We start from the raw sequence: 21,158 nt of genomic DNA on the forward strand, positions 1-21,158 counted from the left end.
CCTGAATCAATTGTTCAGGTGCTTTTTACAAGCAGCATATAACCAATTTAGTTCAATAGTACGTTATTCTCCTGGCAGACTCAGCAGTACCTGTTTCAATCTGTTTAACCCCTCCTGTAAAACAGGCCTGGCACAGGCAATATTCAGACGGATAAAAAAATCACTTCCCTTACCGTACATGGCACCAACATTCACCTGTAAATGAGCATGCTCTAGCAACATCTGTCCCAGCTTTCGGCTAGGGATTTTCATAGCCGTACAGTCTATCCAGACCAGATAAGTCCCTTCTAACGGAACAACTTTCAACGCTGGCAAATGCTCATCCATAAAATTTTTCAAATAACGATAGTTATGATGGATATAGGCCAGCGCTTGTTGCAACCAGTCCTCACCATGTTGATAAGCGGCAATTAGCCCCGTGATCGCAAATGGACTTATACTTGCAATCTCATTGACCAGAAAAGCATGCTGCACCTTCTTGTTCAGCAGCGGATCTGCTACAATGACAGTGGCAACTTGTAACCCGGCCAGATTAAAGGTTTTGCTTGGTGCAATGCAGGTTATCGTATTCGCCAGAAAGGCCGAATTGATCGTTCCGAAAGGAATATGCTGATGTCCTTCAAAAACCAGGTCGCAATGAATTTCATCCGAGACAATAAGAACATCATGCTTTAGGCAGATTTTACCAAGGCGTTCAAGCTCCGCCCTGGTCCATACCCTGCCCGCAGGATTGTGTGGACTGCAGAGGATAAAAAGTTTTACCTTTGGATCGCTCGCTTTAGCTTCGAAGTCTTCGAAGTCTATCGTATATTGTCCATCTTGGTACCGCAGGTCATTAGAAACTACCTCACAGCCATTGCGTTCGATAGATGAAAAAAAACAGTGATACACAGGTTCCTGAATAAGCACTTTGTCTCCAGTTTCGGTCAATGCTGCAACAATAGCCGACAGAGCCGGCACAACACCCAAAACCGGAAGTATCCATTCGCGCTGCAATGGAAAACCATGTTTACGTTTAGACCAGTCTGATACCGCTTCATAAAAAACATCCGGAACTTTCGCATAGCCATAAACGCCATGTTGAACACGTTCGGTCAGCGCCTCCATAACCTGCCTTGAAACAGAAAAATCCATGTCAGCAACCCAAAGCGGGATTAAATCAACATAGTCCTGCTGGTTCCATTTTACGGAATCGGTGCCCCTACGGTCGATTATTTTATCAAAATTGTAGATCATTAAGCAATTTACTCAAAAATAGAACGTATTGCCAATAAAATCATTGGGAAAAATTGCTTACCAAAATGATTAAATCCAGCTCAAAACACAATGTATACCCCTCGGCAAAAAAACTACAGATCGGTAAAGTGAACTATTGGCAAAAGTTACCGCAAATTAGAGCAACTTCAGCGGTAAACATAAATTAAGACAGTGCAAGACAAAGGGAAAGATTATATTTACATTAAATTTAGGAACGAATATGGCCAGGAGCAATTTTTCATGGAAAGATAGAATCCGAAGTTTTAGTCATGCCTTCAACGGATTAAAAATTGTTGGGCAAGAAGAACATAATTTCAGGATACACCTCGTCGCAGCAATTTTAGTAATTATACTTTCCTGTCTGCTCCGAATCAGCCGTTATGAATGGCTGGCCATTATTCTTTCCATCGGTTTTGTTCTCGTTTGTGAATTGCTTAATACCGCCATCGAACACATCGCTGATTTTATCTGCCAGGAAAAAAATCCCAGCATCAAAAAAATCAAGGACATTGCCGCGGCAGCGGTTCTGCTAAGCAGTCTAACGGCCTTGCTGATCGGACTGACCATATTTATCCCAAAACTCCTGTCAATGAGCTCATTGACTCAGCTTTTCTAAAACAAATTTCTGATCATACACCAATTTGTCCGGAGCAACAAATGACATCTTATCGCCTTTATCTTCCATTGCACCATACCCTTCAACGACGCGTTTTTTACCAAATTTGAAAGCTACCTGACGGATGGATTGCTGTCCCTCGGAGGAAAAGGTATAGTCCGCCAATAAAATGCTGTCTTTAAGCACACCATCTATATGTCCTATATTTCGGTCTTTCTCTTTCCAGATGTAATTGAGATCACCTTGTACTTTATCGCCATCAATAGCAATTGTTAACGAAATTGTATCTCCATTTTTGAGGTATTGATAAGTTCCATTTTCAGCAACTGTTGCTGTAGCACTTGTGGTATCTGATCCCATTTGTACATGGTCAATTTGCTTTTTTCCGGTTTGCTGACAGGCAGTGGCAAAAACCAGTAATGACAATCCAAAATTGATTATTTTCATGTGAATAATTTCTTTTAAAGTATGCAGCTAAAGCTGATGAAATACGCGTTGGGGAAAGTCTATTCATACCGCGATCGAAACTGCGGAACAGCTTATATCCTCTACCTTTGTTTATTAATATGAATAGAAATCAAAACAGTTTATTGTTTTAAATAACTAGCATTTAATATTCTGGAATTAAGAAAACAAAAATCACACCAATATTGTTTATAAGTTATAATACGATAAAAGATTAAAAATAAACAATTTAGTAACAATAAAATTATCCCTAGCGTATTGTAAAGCTAATTTTTATTAGTAAATTGTACTCTATAAAATTCAGGAATTCTTAACCAATATTAGTATGAAAGATGTAAGCTTTAAGAAATTTGATAGTGGGTGTACATCCCTCACTAAATTATCCATTGAAACAGATTTGGCTATTATTGTTAAAGAGAACGTTTCTATTTCTTCGGAATCGAAAATAGAAAAGCTTCGACGCTGTAAAGAAGAGTTATTGAAAAGCCTTTGGTTCGTTCAGCGCCAGTGTTGATCTCTAATTCATTAAGTTAATAGTCCGAACATTTTTTTCTTGAAAAAGAAAGCCTCCCCAACTATTATTTGCATTGGAGAGGCTTTTTTATGATGGTTTAAGCGTTTTGTTCAGCATTATCAGAGCGATTTCAAATGCTTATAGTTTGATTTGATGGTATCCCAGACTTCTTCAAAGTTACCTGAAAGCATCAATTTCGCCATACTTTCAGTCATTCCCTTCATTTGGCTAAAGGAAATTTTAGGAGGCATGGCCAAGGCATTTGGACTGGTATAAATATCAATAAGCACAGGTTCATCCGTTATGCGAAATGCTTCACTGAGCACACCATCGACCGCTTCGGGTTGAGTCACGGTAAATGCGCGAATTCCCATCGCCTGTGCGACCAGGGCAAAATCCGGATTGACCATATTGGTTTCCTGATCCTTCAAACCGGCTACCTGCATCTCCAGCTTGACCATCCCAAGCGAACGGTTATTGAATACGATCAGTTTTATTGGCAGATTATACTGTTTTATCGTAGCCAAGTCCCCCAGCAGCATCGAAAGACCTCCATCACCGCAGAACGCGATAATCTGTCTTTCAGGATGTGTCAATGCTGCACCAATTGCCATCGGCATAGCATTTGCCATGGATCCGTGATTAAATGATCCAAGCATCTTGCGATCCCGCCGCTGATTGATATAGCGTGCCCCCCAAACACAGGACATTCCCGTATCCAGCAAAAATATAGCGTCGTCGCTTGCCTTTTGATCGATCATATGGGCTACAAATTCTGGTTGAATAGCACATTCACTGCCCGAATCATCCACATAGATCATTAAATCCTCTTTTACTTTCTCGTAAGCTGCCAATTGTTTTTCAAGAAAACTTGAATCGCTTCTTGCCTCCACAAATGGTAAGACAGCTTTCAGCGTGTGCTCAATATCGCCGACCAGACCATAATCCACAATTGACCGTCGGCCGAGTTTCTCCCCTTCGATATCTATCTGAACAATCGTTTTATTGGTAGGTATAAAATCCTTATAGGGAAAATCTGTTCCCAATAACAGGATCAGATCGGAATGGTGCATACTCTGAAAAGCCGACGCAGTTCCCAAAAGTCCCGTCATACCGATTTCATTGGGATTGTCCCGTTGGATATCCAGTTTAGCCTTAAACGAATAGCCTACCGGTGCATGAATTTTCTGGGAGAGCTGAACAATCTGTTGCTGCGCATTCTTAGCACCAACACCACAGAATAAAGTCACTTTTTCTGCCTGATTGATATATTGTGCCAAACGGCCAATTTCCAGATCAGAGGGTCTGATCTGTGGCTGTGTAAAAAACACTTTTGAAGAAGTATTCATATGAACGGATTCCATTTCGGAAACATCTCCCGGTAAGCCGATGACAGCAACATCGCGTTTGGAAATCGCTTGCTGTAATGCATTTTGAACCATACGCTGCACCTGTTCCGGGCGGGTAATCATCTGATTATAACAAGAGCAGTCGTCAAACAATTTAATCGGATTGGTTTCCTGGAAATAGTCTGTACCAAACTCATAGGTGGCACAGGTCGAAGCAATTACCAACATCGGAACACGTGTCTTATGCGCCTCGTAAACGCCATTGATCAGGTGGACATGTCCCGGACCACTGCTTCCCGCACAGCAGGCGATTCCATGTAAATCTGCTTCTGCTGTCGCGGCGAATGCGCCAACCTCCTCATGCCTAACATGTATCCATTGCATGGTTCCGTCCTCATGAACAGCCTCATTGAAAAAATTTAAACTATCTCCTGTTACGGCATAAATACGTTTGATTCCCGCATCTTTTAAAATACCAACGATTTGGTGTGCTACATTTTTCATACCCATATAATGATTTAAGAAGTTGATAATGCGACGATGTATTAATCATGCGACCGCCTTCTTATAACAACAATATTGGGAAACAATGGTTTTGGATATTCTGCCATTGCGCGAAAAAGATAAATGGCGCCGGACTGACCGTTTTTCAGACCGAAACCACAAATTGAGCATCACGGCTCAAGAAAAAATTTCAAAAAAAAAGCTGCCCCAATACGATAAAGGGGCAGCCTGTACATCCAAATGTCCTGTGATCTGTTTATTTGATCTGACTGGATAATGCATTGACAAACGCCTTCGCATCATTGAGGTCTTTATTCCAGTCCGCATAACGTTTGGACTTATTTAATTTGGCAATTTTGGCATTCAATTTTGCTAAATTTGATGCATCATTTGCCTCTTCTAATTTCGCTTTCAGGATACCGACTTTTGTATAATCCTGAATACCTTCCAGCATACGTTCGTAGCGAATTGAACTTCGTCCCTGCGGATAAACAATATAAGTATCCCCCGCCGGCCATGTCCGAAATCTCGAATCTCTTAAAGGATCAACTACCCAAGAATTAAAGGCCCAACGCAAAGCTCCGTCAAAACCTGCAGCAAGCGCATACCAGGCCATATAAGTAGACTCCGCAGGATCAGAAAAGGTAAATTGATTCGGGAATTCATCCGAACAGCAAACATAAAATGTTGTGATATAACCCTTTTTACGTCGGTCGATAAGATCATTATGGTCAAAAGGATCTCCCACAGCCACACTAATATCTGTACTTTTTTGATAGCGTTGGTAGCTTTTATGATTATCTGCAAACGCAATTCCAAATTCAGGGGCCACCCGCTCCAACAGCGCTACCGCTGGATCCATTTCCTCGCGGCTCCTTTCGTCCATTGCGATATTCGTAATCTTCAGCCAGCCTTTAGCACTGACATGCTTGCTAAAATCCTTTAAAAAAGGTGTCCACAGCTCCTCAAACACCGGTGTTCCCGGTTTCGCAATGACATTCACAAGTTCATTTTTTGCTTCATCGAAATAATGAACTTCATTATTCCATGGCAATAAAGAGTAACAATTGATTTGTTTATTGACCCCTAAGTCCATCATAAATTGCACCCACCTGTCAAACACAGCATAATCATAGCTCCAGGAGCCATCTTTCGCTTTCTTCCAGCTGATCATATCTGCATAAGGGTCATAGGTCTGTACATTCCAGGCATCTTTATTAAGTGTTGCTGTTATCACTTTCTGTCCCGCTGCCGCAAGCTGTTTCATTGTTGGCTTTAAGGCTTCAAAATGCTCGTCGCTCCACATCTTAACATTGTTGACACGGGCCACGGCCGATGGATGCTGCCATTGATCCAAATGAAATGACCATTGTGAGGCCGGTGGCAAAACCTGATTTTGAACATTCACGGTCAATATCAAGTTCTGCTTCACCTTACCTTTTTGTTTAACGGCAATTGTCGTTTTATATTGGCCCGCAGTAGCTCCGGAAGGTATTTTGACCGTAATCCACACAGGGCGGACACGCTTCGCTTCGAGATCATAACTTTTCAGATCGTCCAACATATCCGCAGAAAGGGAAGCTTTAAAATCTTCAGGCTTACGATGACCACAGCCACTCGCAAATTCGTCTGTCATCACATAACGAACGAATCGTGCCTGAATTGCATCTGCACCAATAGATTTTCCATTACCTGCTTTTAGTTCACCCGGCGCAACAACAACATCTGCTGTTGCAGCATTGGTCCATAGAAGTACTTGAGCAGATACTTGTTCTCCTTTCCAGGCATCCAATGTAGCACTGTGCTGAACAGTAACATTGGGATTCACTGACTTTGGATAACGTTTATCTATGGATACAAATGAAGCATGCAGACCTGCTTTAACATTCGACCAGTTAGAAAGCGTATCCTTTGTCGGATCTGCCATTTCAGTAAAAGTTGTCCCCACGGCATAACGCTCCTGAGAATAAACTTGATTATTGCCGCAAAATAATAGACATGCGAATGCAATAGTAGAATAAATAGTAGTTTTAGGCATAACAGTTGTAATTAACAAAAAAAGCAAACATTTTCTGTTTGCTTTAAAAATACTAAAATTTTATTTATCCCCACTTAACTTTGTTCAAAAATTCTAGAAAGTGCTGTATAAAGTTCGGGATGGTTCTTTTGAAATTTTGCCGGATTTTCAAAAAAATATTCGGAAGCAACAGCAAAAAACTCTCCGGGATTAGTCATGCCGTAAGTGTCAATATCGGATCTATCTTCTTTAATCTTGTTAATTTCCTCCCGTATTAAATTCATGAAAGGAATTATGGCAGCCTTATCCAATAAATAAGTTGGAATGCCATCTACTGTACCATCTGTTTTGTCAATGAGATGCACAAATTCGTGGATCGCGGTATTCTGTCCGTCATTTGGATTTTCAAAACCATATTCCAAAGCCGATTTGGATAGAATCATCTGTCCATTCATAGCGCCCTCACCTACCATGCCCATAATATTCCGGTCTGCATGTCCTTCGAACTGGTAATCTGCATTAAAGTGTGATGGGTAGACCATAATATTGGTCAAGTTGGGATAAGTCCATTTCTTAAAGGCAAATATCGGAATAATGGCGCTCGCAGCAATGAGCATATAATCTTTCAATTCCAGGGTTACTCCCACGCCTTCAATCTTGACCGTATCCAAAAACGCCAGACAGCGCGTTTCAAACTCCTGTTTATCGGCAAGCGGAAGGTGACGATAGTAGGCCACCTCCTGTTCCAGGATGTTTTTCCCCTCATCACTCAAAACACGTTTAATTGCCGTATTATTTTTAGCCGTACGGTTCAATAGGTAATAGACAACATAAATCACTACTGGTATGAGCAGTATAATAAAAATCTTTTCCAACATATTATTTTATCTTTATCCAACGTGGGTCTCTGGCTTGCAAATTACGCAAAAAGCCTTTAAAATGAGATGTACCAAATAAGATTAAAATTTTCTGCTGTGGGGCATCAGCCACCAGGGAAGCTAGATTTTCTTCTCTTTGCTGCATAACAAACTCTTTGTCAAACTTATTTTTGAGCGCTGTTTTTATCGGTTTGCAGCTATAGGGTGCATTTAATGGGGTATTGTAGTCGCAGGCATCCAGCTGTATGGTACCATAACGGAATTCAAAATCATCCAGTAATTTGTTTTTAGGAATATCAGCGTTGACAGCAGTTTCATAGTTGACCAGAAAAAAAGAATAATCCGGCTGGCTGATAATACGCTGTCCCAGTTTCCGGTACAAAGGAGCTCTCAATACGCGGGAGGTATCTCCAGGAGTCTCAATACATTGCTGCAGTCCGAGCCGGTTACCGGTCAATTTTCTGAACTTGCGATCATAAAGGTCGCGTTGTGCCGCGCTATCCACCTGATAGGCGATACTTTCATAAAAAACGACATATCCTGATTTTTGAAGAGAATCTACAGCAGTCTGTATCTGATCATAATATACGCGAGTCCCTAAATGCCGCATCGGAATGTAAATGATACGACGATCGCCGTTATGGAGTTCAAATTTCCGCGATGCATCCCGCAAAACGCCTGTACTCTGCACCATTAGGGAAGTATCACAGGCGGCCAGCGCGATCAACACAAAAAGAAGGGAGATAATCTGTTTTAACTGCATTTTTTTATTACAATAACACGCAATTATAACAATATATTATCTCCCTTGTTTAAATAAATTTATACTGTTGTCAGCCCGATGGTGGTACCACTTGGGATAACGGCATTTTTCTTGATAACCACGATGCCATCACAAACCGTGTAAGTCTGGTGGTTAGCATCCAATAAATGAGGACCGCCATTGATGCGAACATCATTTCCAATGCGACAGTTCTTATCCAGAATGGCATTTTCGATATAGCAACGTTCTCCTACTCCTACAATAGGCATATTTTTTCTTTTGGCTTCGTCCATATCCGAAAAGTCCTCGTAATAGTCTGATCCCATCATATAGGTCCCGCGTACGACCGAACCGATACCGATACGCGAACGCACACCGATCACAGAACGGTCGATCTTATCGGCATGGATAATACATCCATCGGAAATAACGGAGTTAAGCAGGGTTGTCCCCGAAATCTTAGATGGTGGCAGCATCCGCGGTCGAGTAAAAACTGTATTTTTATCAAATAGGTTAAAGGCAGGGATATTATCGGTCAGTCCAATATTGGCCTCATAAAATGAGCCGATCGTTCCGATATCTGTCCAATAGCCTTCATATTGATAACTGAGCACTTTTATATTTTCAATCGCATCCGGGATAATCTCTTTTCCAAAATCCATCCCACTGTTTTCTTCCAGCAGACGTTTTAGTACACCTTTACTAAACACATATATACCCATGGATGCGAGGTATTCACGTCCCTCCGATTTCAAATGGTCGCTCACTTCTGAACTCCAGTCCACCAGCTGTTCCCGATTGGGTTTCTCTATAAACGAGGTAATGTGATTGTGCTCATCCGATTTAAGAATTCCAAATCCTGTTGCATCTTTACCGTTGACGGGAATGGTCGCAATTGTCAAATCACCTTCATTCTGTACGTGGAAATCCACCAGCGCATCAAAATCCATCTGATAAAGCTGATCCCCTGACAAAATTAAGACATAATCATAATCTATGCTTGCCAGCTTCCTGAAGGATCTGCGTACGGCATCTGCTGTACCTTCAAACCATTTGTCACCATCATTGGTTTGTTCAGCCGCTAAAATGTCGACAAAACCCTTACTAAAAATACTAAAGTTGTACGTATTCTTAATATGCGAATTCAAGGAGGACGAATTGAACTGTGTCAACACAAAAATCTTATTGAATCCCGAATTGAGACAATTCGAGATGGGGATATCAACCAAGCGATATTTTCCTGCAATAGGAACAGCTGGTTTAGACCGTTGGTCGGTCAAAGGATACAGACGCGAGCCCCTTCCCCCGCCCAGAACGATAGCTACTACATTGTGATGTGACATATCAAATTAAATTAATTGGTTATATAGACTTATGTATTTTGCTGCGGATTTATTCCAGGAAAAATCCAAACTCATTATTTTGTGCTGGTTGTCCTCAAATTCAATCCTATTTTCATAGTATTCGACCGCCCGGATAACCGCCTTTCTGATTTCAGCCACCTCAAGCGACTCAAAACCAATGCCGTATCCATTGTTTTCCAAATCAATGACTGTATCTTTCAGACCACCCACACGGTGTACGATCGGCAAAGTGCCATATTTCATGGCATAAAGCTGATTGAGCCCGCAGGGTTCAACCCGCGAAGGCATCAAAAGAAAGTCTGCGCTTGCATAAAGCCAGTGCGCTAGATTTTCATCATAACCAAAGAACACATCAAAATTTTCTATCTTTTCATCTACGAGCATTTTTACCCGTGACTGAATTGCCGGATCCCCGGCACCTAATATAAATATACTCAATCTGTCCGAAAAATTTTCGGTCAAATCCAAAATTATATCCGGCAACAGATCTGCGCCTTTTTCGGTCGCAAAACGTCCTATAAAGACGAGCAAAGGGAGCTTCGGATCAATTTTATATTGCTGCGCCAATGCTTGCTTATTTTTAAGTTTACCGGCAAAGGCTGAAGCAAGATCATAATTTTCAATCAAGGTATAGTCTTTATCCGGGCTCCAGATATCCCAATCAATTCCATTGACGATACCGACGGACTTGTGACGCTCATCATAAAACAGATGCTGGAGACCATTTGCCTCCACATAGAGTTCTTCAAGATACCCCTCCGAAACGGTCGTATAGGCGTCACAGCACTTAATCAATGCGGCAAGTGGGTTGATCAGACCATCCCAATCCAAAAGTCCCCATTTCCAGCTGTCGAATCCGGGTAATAGAATTGCCTTGCTCCAATGCGTCCAGCCCTGGTATTGACCGTTGTGTACTGTCGCAACAGTCTTCACGCCGGAAAGGAAATTATACTCATTGCTATACTTCATCAGAAAAGGCATCAAGCCAACATGATGATCATGGCAATGCACAATATCCGGTACGATTGCTTTCGCTTTGAACCAGTTTAATACCGCATGCTGAAAAGCTATAAACTGCTCTCCTTCGTCCGGATAACAGTAGACCTCCTGACGATCCAGTTTACCCGGTATTTTTATTAAATAGAGTTCAAAACCAAGTGTGTTTTCTTTTTCTTTAAAAACAGAATAGTTCAATAATTCAGACCCTTGATAAAAAGTTCCCTCTTGAATTACATCAAAGGAATGCTCCCTAACAAATGGGCGATCATACCAGGGCATGATCACCGCCGCTTCCACCCCAAGTTTAGTTTGATACTTGGGCAGTGCACCAACGACATCCGCGAGACCACCAACCTTGGCGATTGGGTAACATTCAACACTTAAATGAAATACTTTCATCCGTACATATTTTTTTCTCCATCGCTCAGATGGAACCTATCCTATTAAAATTTACTTCACCAACTTCTCCGGTCATGGATGCATCGCCCTATACAGGGACACGTTCCGCAGACTTCACTGGAGTGGTTTCTTTCCGATCCTTCTTACGTTTGAGGATATAGCCACCAAGCGGTGGGAGGTCTACCTGAGCAGACTGCGCTCGATTCATCCAATGCAGTTGTTCACTTGCAACATGTTGGCTGCAGATTCCTGAACCGAAATAATGGAGATCGTCCGAACTTAATACCACTTCCCATTCACCGGCATAAGGCAGACCTATTCGAAAATCTTCACGGACAACAGGCGTCAGGTTGATTACGATCACCGTGTCATCCCAAGAATCAAAAGCTTTACGCCAATAGACCAAAACCGAATTTTCCCGGTCGCCGGCATCTATCCATTCAAATCCAGATGCATCAAAAGCTTTTTGAAAGAGACTGGGCTGCTGCCGATACGTCGCATTTAAGTCTGCCACAAATTTTTTCATTCCCTGATGCGGCATAAATTCCAGCAGATGCCAATCGAGCGATTGATTCACGTTCCATTCAGACGTTTGGCCGAACTCGCCCCCCATAAACAGCAGTTTCGTTCCTGAAAAAGTATACATAAACAAGTATAAAGCCCTCAAATTGGCAAATTTTTGCCACTCATCACCGGGCATTTTATAAATCAGAGGCTGTTTTCCATAGACGACTTCATCATGTGACAAAGGGAGCATGAAATTCTCATGAAAAGCATATACTGTAGCAAAAGTGATGCGATCATGATGGTATTTTCTATTGATCGGGTCTTCCTTAAAATAATCCAGTGTATCATGCATCCACCCCATCATCCATTTCATTCCAAAGCCCAAACCACCGGCATAAGTTGGCTTACTCACCCCCGGCCAGGATGTGGACTCTTCAGCGATCGTCTGTACATCTGGAAAATGAGCATAAACTGCCTCGTTAAATTCTTTTAGGAAATGCACGGCCTCAAGGTTTTCATTACCACCAAACTCATTCGGAATCCATTCACCCGCATTTCGGCTATAGTCCAAGTATAACATCGAGGCCACAGCATCTACACGAAGCCCATCGATATGAAAGCGATCCAACCAATAGAAAGCATTGCTGATCAGAAATGAGCGCACTTCATTGCGTCCATAATTAAAAATATAGGACTGCCAGTCTGGATGAAAACCTTTCCGCGGGTCTTCATGCTCATAGAGACTCGTACCATCAAAACGAAAGAGTCCGTGGGCATCCCCCGGAAAATGTGAAGGCACCCAATCCAGTAGCACGCCAATACCCGCAGCATGTAATTCATCAATCAAGAACATCAGATCCTGGGCGGAGCCATACCGCGAACTTGCTGCAAAATAACCTGTAATCTGATAACCCCAGGAAGGATAATAAGGATGCTCCATCAGCGGCATAAATTCCACATGTGTAAAATTCATTTCCTTAACATAAGCCACCAGCTGCACGGCGATCTCACGGTAATTTAACAGCGTTTCCGGGCTCTCTGGATCCCTTACCCATGACCCTAAATGCAGTTCATAGACCGACCAAGGTTGATCCAGTCTATTCTTTACGATGCGCTCCTTCATCCAGTTGCCATCATTCCATTCATACCAGGTCGAATGGACAATGGAAGCCGTCTTAGGAGCCACCTCCCATCTGAATGCGAATGGATCACCTTTTTCCAGTTCCTCTCCCGATGAAGTCTGAATACAATATTTATAGGTTTCACCATTGGCTATTCCGGGAATAAATCCTTCCCAGATGCCACTGGTATCCCAACGGACATTTAAGGGATGACTCCCCTTGTCCCAAAAATTGAAGTTTCCCGTTACGGAAACGGATTTTGCATTTGGGGCCCAAACCGCAAAATAAACGCCTCTTTCACCCTCTACTTCCAGTTCATGCGAACCAAATTTTTCATACAGTTTGAAATGCCTGCCCGCCTGGAACAGTGCGACATCAAATTCCGAAAAAAGACTATGCGGTATTACTTGATTGGCCATGTTTAACCCTCGATCAATATGTTATCAAATTCACGTGCGACATTAATCCAATATCGCCCCTGTTCATCTTGTTGTATTTTTGTGTCTATTCCATCTGTTTTTACTTTTTTTACCCTAAACGGCAAACCGATCAATTGCAATTTATATTCTTCGTACCGCTCCGTAAATAATCCGTCACGGGTCTGTTTGATTGACAGGGAATCTTTTAATCCGGACACTGTAAAGCATTTCTCCAGATAAATATCCTGCTCATACGCGAAGGTATCACCATGGTCGGAATACACGTAAGAACGATGCACACCCTCCGAAAAATAGATATTCAATTGCAGTTCCTCCACTTTCTTTTCTCCGGTATATTGCATGACCGGATATTCCGGAATAACGGATCCACCGCGAATAAATAGTGGCATTTCATCCAAAGGTGTTGCAATGGTATGTTCTTTGCCGCCCACGTATACCGCATTATTGAAATAATAGAACCAATCTCCTGCGGGAAGGTAGACAATCTTGCTTTTCTGGCCGGGTTGCAACACTGGCGACACCAATATTTTATCGCCAAAACAGAACTCCTCTTCCCGCTGCCAATTGGTCGGAATATGCTGCTCAACCATTGAGATAGGACGTAAGATCGGATAGCCGTATTTCGTTTGTTCCCAAAAACAAGTGTAGATATATGGCAAAAGCTGATAGCGCAGCTCAATAAACTTTTTATTTATTTTTTCCCAATCTTCACCAAAGCTCCAAGGCTCGCGGTCACGGGTATCCCCGGCGGAATGTACACGCATAAATGGTGAAAAAACGCCAAACTGCATCCATCGCGTAAAGAGTTCACCATCCGGTTCCCCTGTAAATCCGCCAATGTCGGTTCCACAGAAAGACATTCCTGAGGTGGACAAGCGCTGCAACTGTAAAGTCCCTAGTTTGAGATGCTCCCAACTGGCCAAGTTATCTCCCGTCCAAACCGATGAATAACGTTGTGTGCCGGCATAAGCCGCTCGTGTAATGGTAAATGGTCTTTTATTCTTATACAATTTCTTTAAGCCGTCATAGGTAGCCCGCACCATCTGCATGCCGTATACATTATGTGCTTTTCGGTGCGAGCCGCGATGGCCGTCATATTGATGCCTGACATCATCCGGAAATGTCCCACGACCAAAAACTGCAGGTTCATTCATATCATTCCAAAAGCCCGCAACTCCGTCCTCCACCAGTCCCTGGTATAAAGTTCCCCACCACTGCCTAACTTCAGGGTTCGTAAAGTCAGGAAATTGACAGCGCCCGGGCCAAACAAATCCTTCCATAAAATAATCATCGCCCCGTCGACAGAAATATCTATTCTCCTTTCCTTCTCTAAATACCCAGTAGTTTTCGTCAACCTTAATTCCCGGATCAATCATAACCACGGTCTTAAAGCCCTCATTGGCAAGATCGGCAATCATTTTCTTCGGATTTGGAAAGTATTGCTTATTCCAGGTAAAACAGCGGTATCCGTCCATATAGTCGATGTCCAGGTAAATGGCATCACATGGAATCTGTCTTTTACGGAATTCTTCGGCCACCTTGCGTACATTCGCTTCGGGGTAATAGCTCCATCGGCATTGATGGTACCCAATAGCCCATAATGGTGGTAAATAATGTGTGCCGGTCAAGGTATGGTACCTCCGGATTACGTCAATAATATGAGGGCCATGAATATAATAATATTGCAATTCCCCTCCCTCAGACCAGAAACTAGTCTTACCCTGATCTTCAGCGGCAAAGTCAAAATAGGTTTTAAAGGTATTATCAAAGAAAATACCATAGGCTTCCCCATCTTTCAACCCGATGTAAAAGGGGATCGTTTTGTATAAAGGATCCTGATCGTAAGCAAATGCATAGGTATCCGAATTCCAGTTTTTTAATCGCTTACCGCGGAGGTTAAGCTTGGTTGCCTTGTCGCCTAGCCCATAAAATGCCTCGTTTTCAAAAGCTATCTTTGTACTATAGACATAATATCCGCCAAAATCCGGATTTTCCTCCCAATGCATAGGTGCCTGATCCGCATTAAACAATTTCCCGGCCCGATCCGAGAAAGAAATCAAAAAATCTTCTTTATTGATCCGACAGGAAATCGTGTTCGTATGCACACTATAGTGATCTTCCTCCTCTTTACACTGATGGATGCTGACGCGATGATCTTTCTTTGCCAGCGCATAGGAAAAGTCTTCTAAAAACGTTCCTTGTGGCGCCAATCGAACACGGACAATCTCATCAGTTACGATCTTAATCTCAACTGTTGCCTTACCGTCGGAAAAATAGTATGATTTATCGTTTTGGTTGTGGGATACAACATTTTCGAGGTATTTCTTTTCAATTTTGGGCAGATCCAATACCGGATTATTCACATGATGCATACTCTCTAAAGTACCATCATTTTCTTCCTCGTTTAGTGTGGTTTGATTTAGGTTGTCGTCTTCAAGCATAGCTGTATTATATTAAATGTTTCTGAAGGCTTAATTCCTCTTTAAGATAGAAAAATTATCCCGCGCCGACAACAAAACGAAAAAAAAAATCCCGACCCATCAGGATGGGCGGGATTTTTTTCAATAACCGTAGATGAATTGCTACATGCTACATAATGAAATGCGCGCGCAGCATCCAGGCCATTTTTTCATGTTTTTCCAATAAGCCGACCAAAAAGTCCTCCGTACCATTGTCTGCCGTTCCTTCGACTACAGCAATATCTGCACGAATGGACATCGCAATAGACTCATGATCCGTTAACAGCTCCTTATAATAAGACTGGCTATCGGTCTTTTCGGAAGTAGACTCTGTCAAACGTGTTAATTTTAGATATTTATCAAAGGAGCCCACTGCATAATGGCCCAAGGTACGAACACGCTCCGCAACTTCATCAATCACTTCGGCCAGCTCATCGTATTGGGATTCCAAAAATAAATGAGCAGCATGAAAATCAGCTCCTTCGACATTCCAATGCGCATTGCGTGTTTTCATGTAGATAATATGTTCATCGGCCAATAAGACATTGAGCAATTTCGCAACTTTTTTTAAGTCTGCATCTTTAATTCCAATTGAAGTTTTCATATTGTGTTTATTTGTTAACTATAGCTTCTTCGCTTAGTTAAATTTACTCAAAAAAAGCAGGGAAAACAAAAAAAACGGCGTTAAAATGTCATTTCAATCGCATAATAACCGTATTTTTGCGAGCAAAATATTATTAGAGGAAGACTGTGGGTACTTTAGACAACAACGCTTATTTTCATGCATTCAAGGAGGATATTTCGGGCATCGAACTCCCGTCGCGATTCACTTTTCCGTTTTGCTATGAACCGCATCCGCTAGCCATTATTGCTGCGCAGCAACTCCAGGCCTACCTGGAGATACAAAACGAGTGGACACATAACTTTGGTCTTGAAGAAAATAATGACGGTCATGCCATAGGCAAGATGTTCGGTATATTGGTTGTCCGCGATCAGCAGCATCGCCTCGGATATCTTGCGGCTGTATCAGGCAAGCTTGCTGGCAGCAACAAACACAGCTACTTTGTGCCCCCTATATTTGACATGCTGGAAAAGGATGGCTTCTTTTTGAATGAAGAAGTACACTTAAATGCGCTCAACAGAAAAATTGAACTTCTTGAAAACAGCGTGGAACTGGCGCAAACAAAAAGCAATCTCAATAGACTAAAAGATCAATGGGACACAGCGCTTGACCTGCTCAAAACAAAACTCAGAAATCAGAAAAAAGAACGTAAGGAAACCCGAACCAGATTGCGTCCTATCCTGTCAGACGAAGCGTATGAAACGCTGATGGAAGATATGCGCAGCCAAAGCTTAAAGGATAAACAAGAACTTCAGCGCTATCAATATGACATGCATCTGGCCCTGGAATCGGAAAACCTTAAGTTCCAACAATTGCTTTCCGATATTTTGGCAATGAAAGAGGAGCGCAAGACCCGATCGGGCAATCTGCAAAGACAACTTTTTGAACAATATAATTTTTTAAATGCTGAAGGGCAGCAAAAGAATGTGATTGCCATTTTTCAGGATTTTGACCAAAGTACACCTCCTGCAGGCTCCGGAGAATGTGCTGCGCCCAAATTATTACAATATGCCTACAGCCACAATCTTACCCCCATAGCACTGGCCGAATTTTGGTGGGGCTGTTCCCCTGCTTCCGAAATCCGTAGACATAAAAATTACTATCCGGCCTGCCGTAAAAAATGTGAACCTATTCTGGGTTACATGCTTCAGGGACTTACGGTCGACCCGAATCCCATGCAACAGGAAACCACCTTACAAACGGAACTCCCGCAGATCTATGAGGATGAAGATATTATTGTCTTCAACAAACCCGCAGAGTTTTTATCCGTTCCCGGTATATATGTGAAAGATTCTGTCTATACTCGTGTTCTCAAACGCTATCCAAATGCCGGCCCGATTATTATCCACCGGCTGGACATGTCCACTTCGGGGCTTTTGGTGGTAGCCAAAAACAAGATGGCGCATCAATTCATACAGGACCAATTTATACAACATACCATAACCAAGGAGTACATTGCTTTACTCGATGGTGTTATTGAACAGGAATGTGGACTGATTGATCTGCCTCTTCGTGTGGATTTGGATGACAGACCCCGACAAATGGTCTGTTATACCTATGGAAAGCCAGCACAGACCAAATGGGAAAGAATTGCTGTCGAAAATGGTAAAACACGCGTTCGCTTCTATCCTTTAACAGGCCGGACACATCAACTCCGTATGCACGCTGTACACCCAGAAGGGCTAAATACCCCGATCTTGGGTGATGATCTATATGGCAGAAAAGCAAATAGGTTACACCTGCATGCTGCTTTTATTAAATTTATTCACCCGGGCTCCAGACAGGAAATCTCTTTTCAAATCCCGTCGGATTTTTAGCAGCACTGACTATATCGTTACAAAAGTCAATAAATAGTGGGCTGGAAAATCATCGTGAAGTCAAAATGTGGAGGTTAAATTATTGATCTAAATCAATAATTTAAGACAAACCGCTAAAAAACAACTATTTAAACCTTAAAAGACGGAACTACGTTTCTTTTATTACATTACAATAAGATTTTAATTATTCTTAATTTTTTGTTTCCTTTGTTCACTGATTTTTTGATTTTAATACTTATAAAGTCAGAAATAAAGTAAAAACAAGAAAACAATTTTGAATTTTCAAGATTATAGCAATATAATGGAAGCTAAAATAAACGCACAGACCTTCATAAACAAACTCTTTTTCTCGATAACATTCTTGCTATCAGCATCTCTTGCATTCGCGCAGACCAAAACGGTGACGGGTACGGTCAAAGATGCAAAGACAAAGGCCCCCATTGCTTACGCCACTGTTGCGGTCGTTGGCGCGCCTGCTGCTGCAGGAACCTCAACATCGACCAATGCAAATGGTGAGTTTAAGCTGGTTTTCCCGACATCTTATGTCAAAATCAGAGCAAGCTATGTTGGCTATGACAATAAGGATGCTTTCGTTACCAACGATGCTGTACAGACCAAGGAAATCCTGATGGATGCACAGGACAACATGCTGGAGGAAGTTGTTGTCAAAGCCAAAAAGAAAAAATACAGCAACAAAGACAATCCTGCCGTTGCCCTTATACGTAAGGTGATTGAAAATAAAGATAAAAACCGTCTGTCGGGACAACAATATGCTGAATTTGATCAATACGAGAAAATGTCTTTGGGATTGAGCAATCTTTCAGAAAAATTCGTCAACAAAAAGATCTTTAAGAACTATCAATTTCTTTTCGAAACCGATGACTCGGCTAAAACCGCCAATAAATATGTTTTGCCGGCTTTTATCGAAGAGAAAATGTCCAAAGTGTACTACCGTAAAGATCCGAGCAAAACCAAACAATATATTTTGGGGGATCAACGCGCGCAGTTTGACCCTAAATTTATAGATAATGATGGTCTGGCAGCCTATTTTAATAAACTCTACGAACAAGTTGATATCTATGACAACAACATTTCATTGGTAACCAACCAGTTTTTGAGTCCGATTGCGAACTCAGCACCGACATTTTATAAGTTTTTCATTACCGATACCATCAAAACTTCTCAGCCTTGGCTGGTCGAATTGAGCTTCGTTCCCCGCAATAAAGCAGATATGTTGTTTAAAGGGCAACTATATGTTACGCTTGATGGCAATTATGCCGTTCAAGGAGCCAATATGACTGTTGCGGATGATATCAACCTAAATTTTGTACGCGACCTTCAGGTTCAGCTCAAATTCGAAAAAGACAATAAGAGCAGATTCTACCTGAAGACAAGTACATTGGGAATTGATTTTTCATTAACTGAAAAAGGAATGGGTATCCGCGGAAGCCGAACGGTCAATTACAACAACTATAAAGTCGGCGTGCAACAACCCGATAGCATTTACGATGGTCCATCAACGGTAATAGCTTACAATGTCGAGAATAAAAAAGCGACAAAGTCCTTATTTGAAACACAACGTCCGTTGGCTTTGGCACAGAATGAACTGAATATCTACCACAATATAGATACGCTACAGAAAATTCCTTCTTTCAGAACCTTCATGGATATCGCAGCCCTGCTTCTTTCGGGTTACAAACAAGCCGGTCCGGTAGAAATTGGTCCGGTAAATACATTCTACAGTTTCAACCCTGTTGAAGGCTTTCGCTTGCGTGTGGGTGGTCGTACGACCGAATCACTGAGCAAACGTTTCTATGCAGAGAGCTATGCGGCTTATGGATTCAAGGATCAGAAATGGAAGTACTTTTTCAGTGGGACTTATGCCTTTAACAACAAGTCGGTATACTCCTTCCCTATGCACTATATCAGGGCCTCTTATAAAAAAGATACGAAGATTCCGGGACAAAAGCTCGAATTCGTTCAGGAAGATAACTTTTTGTTATCTTTCAAACGTGGTGATAACGACCGTTATATCTACGAAACCAACTACGGACTGGAATATAAAAAAGAATTCTTGAACCATTTGACTATTGGTGCTGGATTTAACATTAACAAACAAACTCCCGCGGGTAGTCTAACCTATCAAATGCGGGATGAAAATGGACAAAACAAATTGTTCAACGAATTAAATACAACAGAATTGTCGGTCAACTTTAGATACGCTCCGCACGAAGAATTTTACCAAGGTAAAATCTATCGTACGCCGATCTTCAATCAATACCCCATATTCACATTCAATTATACAGCAGGAATTAAAGGTCTGGCAAAAGGGGAATATAATTACCATAGTTTTAACGTGGGCGCATTCAAGCGTTTTTACCTAAGTCAATTTGGTTTTGCCGACGTTACAGCAGAAGGCAACTACATCGCTGGAAAAGAGATACCATTTCCTTTCCTGACAATCCATCGGGCCAACCAGACCTATGCGTATCAGTTAAACTCGTATAACTTGATGAACTTTCTGGAATTTGTCAGTGATCACAACGCCTCTATCAATGTGCAGTATTACATGAATGGATTTCTGTTGAATAAGATCCCATTGATCAAAAAGCTCAAGCTACGCGAGGTATTTAGTTTCAAAGGTGTATATGGTGGTCTTCGTAAAGAAAATGATCCAGACGACCCAAATTATGGCTCTAAAGTGTTTGAATGGCAACGCAATGCTCAAGATATCCAAAGTTCATATACCTTCGGTTCTGAACCTTATATGGAGGCCAGTATCGGTCTGTCCAACATCTTTAAAATTTTGCGTGTGGACTACGTCAAACGTCTGAATTATCTTGACCATGTGGATGCTCCAGCCTGGGGGATCCGTGCACGGGTCAGATTTGACTTCTAATAGTTTCCGTAAATTTATATTATAATTTGAGGCCCTGTCAATCGAGAGAATGACTGGGCCTTTTTTCTTACTTACAGCGTTTCCCATTTGATCCTTATCCCGCGATATTTCCCCATCTTTCTTTGTCGATTTATCCGATTGCGGTTCGGCTTGGCGAAAAACCCCAAA

General features: G+C 41.9%; 14 protein-coding genes. 3 read left to right on the plus strand and 11 right to left on the minus strand.

Features of this window, described 5'->3' with window-relative positions; all coding sequences use genetic code 11:
- Positions 1-63: 63 nt before the first annotated feature.
- Positions 64-1,236, minus strand: a complete 1,173-nt coding sequence (locus B4G94_RS16480; protein ID WP_286860196.1) for a MalY/PatB family protein — start codon at positions 1,234-1,236, stop codon at positions 64-66.
- Between the two features lie 241 nt (positions 1,237-1,477).
- Between B4G94_RS16480 and B4G94_RS16485 the strand changes: the two genes are divergently transcribed.
- Positions 1,478-1,873 (plus strand): diacylglycerol kinase family protein, encoded by a 396-nt coding sequence (locus tag B4G94_RS16485; RefSeq protein ID WP_286860197.1) that lies wholly within the window; start codon positions 1,478-1,480, stop codon positions 1,871-1,873.
- On the opposite strand, the gene B4G94_RS16490 is transcribed toward B4G94_RS16485, so the two are convergent.
- The 10 genes from B4G94_RS16490 to B4G94_RS16535 all read right to left on the minus strand — a co-directional run bounded on the left by B4G94_RS16490 (position 1,853) and on the right by B4G94_RS16535 (position 16,256).
- Entirely contained in the window at positions 1,853-2,320 is a 468-nt protein-coding gene (locus tag B4G94_RS16490; RefSeq protein WP_286860198.1) for a hypothetical protein, read from the minus strand. The genes B4G94_RS16485 and B4G94_RS16490 overlap by 21 nt on opposite strands.
- Before the next feature lie 651 nt (positions 2,321-2,971).
- On the minus strand, positions 2,972-4,705 hold the full coding sequence (locus B4G94_RS16495) for a thiamine pyrophosphate-dependent enzyme (RefSeq protein WP_241254775.1): 1,734 nt from the start codon (positions 4,703-4,705) through the stop codon (positions 2,972-2,974).
- A gap of 256 nt (positions 4,706-4,961) precedes the next feature.
- The gene (locus tag B4G94_RS16500) at positions 4,962-6,743 is read right to left on the minus strand and encodes a DUF4091 domain-containing protein (protein ID WP_219929343.1); all 1,782 of its coding nucleotides are present in this window, start codon (positions 6,741-6,743) and stop codon (positions 4,962-4,964) included.
- 74 nt (positions 6,744-6,817) lie between these two features.
- Positions 6,818-7,600: a zinc-dependent peptidase gene (locus B4G94_RS16505; protein WP_286860199.1), complete on the minus strand. Its 783-nt coding sequence runs from the start codon at positions 7,598-7,600 to the stop codon at positions 6,818-6,820.
- A gap of 1 nt (position 7,601) precedes the next feature.
- Complete coding sequence (locus tag B4G94_RS16510; protein WP_165308077.1) at positions 7,602-8,363, minus strand: hypothetical protein; 762 nt, start codon at positions 8,361-8,363, stop codon at positions 7,602-7,604.
- 59 nt (positions 8,364-8,422) lie between these two features.
- Entirely contained in the window at positions 8,423-9,706 is a 1,284-nt protein-coding gene (locus B4G94_RS16515) for a glucose-1-phosphate adenylyltransferase (RefSeq protein ID WP_108633253.1), read from the minus strand.
- Between the two features lie 6 nt (positions 9,707-9,712).
- The gene (locus B4G94_RS16520; protein WP_286860200.1) at positions 9,713-11,125 is read right to left on the minus strand and encodes a glycogen synthase; all 1,413 of its coding nucleotides are present in this window, start codon (positions 11,123-11,125) and stop codon (positions 9,713-9,715) included.
- A gap of 88 nt (positions 11,126-11,213) precedes the next feature.
- Positions 11,214-13,172: a 1,4-alpha-glucan branching protein GlgB gene (gene glgB, locus B4G94_RS16525; protein WP_286860202.1), complete on the minus strand. Its 1,959-nt coding sequence runs from the start codon at positions 13,170-13,172 to the stop codon at positions 11,214-11,216.
- A gap of 2 nt (positions 13,173-13,174) precedes the next feature.
- Positions 13,175-15,634 (minus strand): glycoside hydrolase family 31 protein, encoded by a 2,460-nt coding sequence (locus B4G94_RS16530; RefSeq protein WP_108633251.1) that lies wholly within the window; start codon positions 15,632-15,634, stop codon positions 13,175-13,177.
- Positions 15,635-15,782: 148 nt separating this feature from the next.
- A complete protein-coding gene (locus tag B4G94_RS16535) occupies positions 15,783-16,256 on the minus strand; it encodes a Dps family protein (RefSeq protein WP_108633250.1) in 474 nt (157 codons plus the stop codon).
- Positions 16,257-16,402: 146 nt separating this feature from the next.
- On the opposite strand from B4G94_RS16535, the gene B4G94_RS16540 reads away from it, so the two are divergent.
- Together B4G94_RS16540 and B4G94_RS16545 are read left to right on the plus strand one after the other, a co-directional pair.
- Positions 16,403-18,091, plus strand: a complete 1,689-nt coding sequence (locus B4G94_RS16540) for an RluA family pseudouridine synthase (protein WP_286860204.1) — start codon at positions 16,403-16,405, stop codon at positions 18,089-18,091.
- A 301-nt stretch (positions 18,092-18,392) separates the two neighbouring features.
- Positions 18,393-20,990, plus strand: a complete 2,598-nt coding sequence (locus B4G94_RS16545; protein ID WP_286860205.1) for a DUF5686 family protein — start codon at positions 18,393-18,395, stop codon at positions 20,988-20,990.
- Positions 20,991-21,158 lie beyond the last annotated feature (168 nt).

This window comes from Sphingobacterium sp. UBA7625 (genome assembly GCF_002484085.1).
GTDB classification, from domain to species: domain Bacteria; phylum Bacteroidota; class Bacteroidia; order Sphingobacteriales; family Sphingobacteriaceae; genus Sphingobacterium; species Sphingobacterium athyrii.

Bases quoted from the DNA above. Each gene is read 5' to 3' on its own strand.
- B4G94_RS16520 (WP_286860200.1), bottom strand. From the start codon at position 11,125: ATGAAAGTATTTCATTTAAGTGTTGAATGTTACCCAATCGCCAAGGTT.
- B4G94_RS16485 (WP_286860197.1), top strand. From the start codon at position 1,478: ATGGCCAGGAGCAATTTTTCATGGAAAGATAGAATCCGAAGTTTTAGT.
- B4G94_RS16535 (WP_108633250.1), bottom strand. From the start codon at position 16,256: ATGAAAACTTCAATTGGAATTAAAGATGCAGACTTAAAAAAAGTTGCG.
- B4G94_RS16545 (WP_286860205.1), top strand. From the start codon at position 18,393: ATGGAAGCTAAAATAAACGCACAGACCTTCATAAACAAACTCTTTTTC.
- B4G94_RS16490 (WP_286860198.1), bottom strand. From the start codon at position 2,320: ATGAAAATAATCAATTTTGGATTGTCATTACTGGTTTTTGCCACTGCC.
- B4G94_RS16530 (WP_108633251.1), bottom strand. From the start codon at position 15,634: ATGCTTGAAGACGACAACCTAAATCAAACCACACTAAACGAGGAAGAA.
- B4G94_RS16495 (WP_241254775.1), bottom strand. From the start codon at position 4,705: ATGAAAAATGTAGCACACCAAATCGTTGGTATTTTAAAAGATGCGGGA.
- glgB (WP_286860202.1), bottom strand. From the start codon at position 13,172: ATGGCCAATCAAGTAATACCGCATAGTCTTTTTTCGGAATTTGATGTC.
- B4G94_RS16500 (WP_219929343.1), bottom strand. From the start codon at position 6,743: ATGCCTAAAACTACTATTTATTCTACTATTGCATTCGCATGTCTATTA.
- B4G94_RS16480 (WP_286860196.1), bottom strand. From the start codon at position 1,236: ATGATCTACAATTTTGATAAAATAATCGACCGTAGGGGCACCGATTCC.
- B4G94_RS16510 (WP_165308077.1), bottom strand. From the start codon at position 8,363: ATGCAGTTAAAACAGATTATCTCCCTTCTTTTTGTGTTGATCGCGCTG.
- B4G94_RS16505 (WP_286860199.1), bottom strand. From the start codon at position 7,600: ATGTTGGAAAAGATTTTTATTATACTGCTCATACCAGTAGTGATTTAT.
- B4G94_RS16515 (WP_108633253.1), bottom strand. From the start codon at position 9,706: ATGTCACATCACAATGTAGTAGCTATCGTTCTGGGCGGGGGAAGGGGC.